The organism is Streptomyces sp. NPDC002130 (genome assembly GCF_040296465.1).
Lineage (GTDB): Bacteria > Actinomycetota > Actinomycetes > Streptomycetales > Streptomycetaceae > Streptomyces.
On sequence record NZ_JBEOXI010000743.1, the window covers coordinates 1 to 1,574 of the forward strand.

The window sequence follows — 1,574 nt, forward strand, 5'->3', positions numbered from 1 at the left end:
CCGCCGAGTACGGCAACGTCCGCGTGGAGGCCTTCCACGGCCTGCTCGTCGACTTCTGCAAGCAGCGCGACATCCCCGCCATCGTCAAGGGCCTGCGCGCCGTCAGCGACTTCGACTACGAGCTGCAGATGGCCCAGATGAACAACGGCCTCTCGGGCGTGGAGACCCTCTTCATCCCCACCAACCCCACCTACAGCTTCCTGTCGTCCTCCCTGGTCAAGGAGGTCGCGACCTGGGGCGGCGATGTCTCCCACCTGGTCCCGGCCGAGGTCCTCCAGGAGCTCACCGAGCGCCTGAGGAAGGACTGAACCGGCCTCCGGCGTCCCCCCGGGGCCTGACTGCCCGTCACCCGGTGTTCCAGGGCGACCCCATGGCCGTACAGTCGTCCCGTCCGTCTCCAACGCATCTGTAGAGAGTGGCGAGCACACGGTGGACGTGCAGAAGAAGCTCGACGAGATCGTCGCCGCGGTCTCCGGCGCCCGGTCCATGCCCATGTCGGCCTCGTGCGTGGTCAACCGCGCCGACCTGCTCGCGATGCTGGACGAGGTGCGCGCGGCGCTGCCCGACTCCCTCGCCCAGGCCCAGGAGCTGATCGGCGGCCGCGAGCAGATGGTCGAGCAGGCCCGCCAGGAGGCCCAGCAGATCATCGAGAGCGCGCACGCCGAGCGCGGTTCCCTGATCTCGGGCACCGAGGTCGCCCGCCGCTCCCAGGCCGAGGCCGACCGGATCCTCGCCGAGGCCCGCCAGGAGGCCGAGGAGATCCGCGCCGAGGCCGACGAGTACGTCGACTCCAAGCTCGCCAACTTCGAGGTCGTCCTCACCAAGACCCTGGGCTCCGTCGGCCGTGGCCGCGAGAAGCTCCTGGGCACCGGCCCCGGCACCGACGAGCAGGGGTACGAGGACGAGGACGCCCCCGAGCGCAGCCACGACCCGGAGACCCAGCGCCGCAGCGCCGACGAGTACGTCGACGTCAAGCTCGGGGCCTTCGAGGCGGTCCTCGCCAAGACCCTGGAGGCCGTCGGCCGCGGCCGGCAGAAGCTGCACGGCCGGATCGCCACCGACGACCTCGGCTCCCTCGCCGACGACGCGAGCACCGTCCAGCACTCCAGCGACGCCGACTACCTCGCGGACCTGGCCGCCCTCGCCGACCAGAAGCCCCCGGCCGCGCAGCCCGCCCAGCAGCAGGACTACGGACAGCCGCAACCGGCGTACGCCCCGGCCCCCGGCTACGCCCCTGCGGGAGGCGACCCCGCCCAGCAGCCCGATCCGTACGGCGGCTACCCGCAGCAGGCCTACGCCGGCCAGCAGGACCCCTACGGCTACCAGCACGCCGATCCCTACGCCTACCAGGGCTACGACCCCCAGCAGGCCGCCTACGACCCGAACCAGGTCCAGCAGCAGCCGCAGCAGGGGCACCACGCCCAGCAGGGTTACGCCCTCGACGAGACCAGCCTCTTCGACACCGGCATGATCAGCCCCGAGCAGTTGCGGGCCTACGAGCAGGGCCGCGGCCAGGGCTGAGCCCCGGATTGGGCCGAGAGCGAAAGGTCCAGTATCCTGGCTCTTCGGTCGCG

General features: G+C 71.5%; 2 protein-coding genes. Both read left to right on the top strand.

Going from position 1 to position 1,574, the window contains the following annotated elements; all coding sequences use genetic code 11:
• Positions 1 to 308: pantetheine-phosphate adenylyltransferase (coaD, locus tag ABT116_RS45055; protein ID WP_351646824.1), on the top strand; the 308-nt coding region annotated here is incomplete at its 5' end.
• Between the two features lie 121 nt (positions 309 to 429).
• Positions 430 to 1,521, top strand: coding sequence for a F0F1 ATP synthase subunit B (locus ABT116_RS45060; RefSeq protein WP_351646826.1), 1,092 nt, complete (start codon positions 430 to 432; stop codon positions 1,519 to 1,521).
• The last annotated feature ends 53 nt before the right edge of the window (positions 1,522 to 1,574 follow it).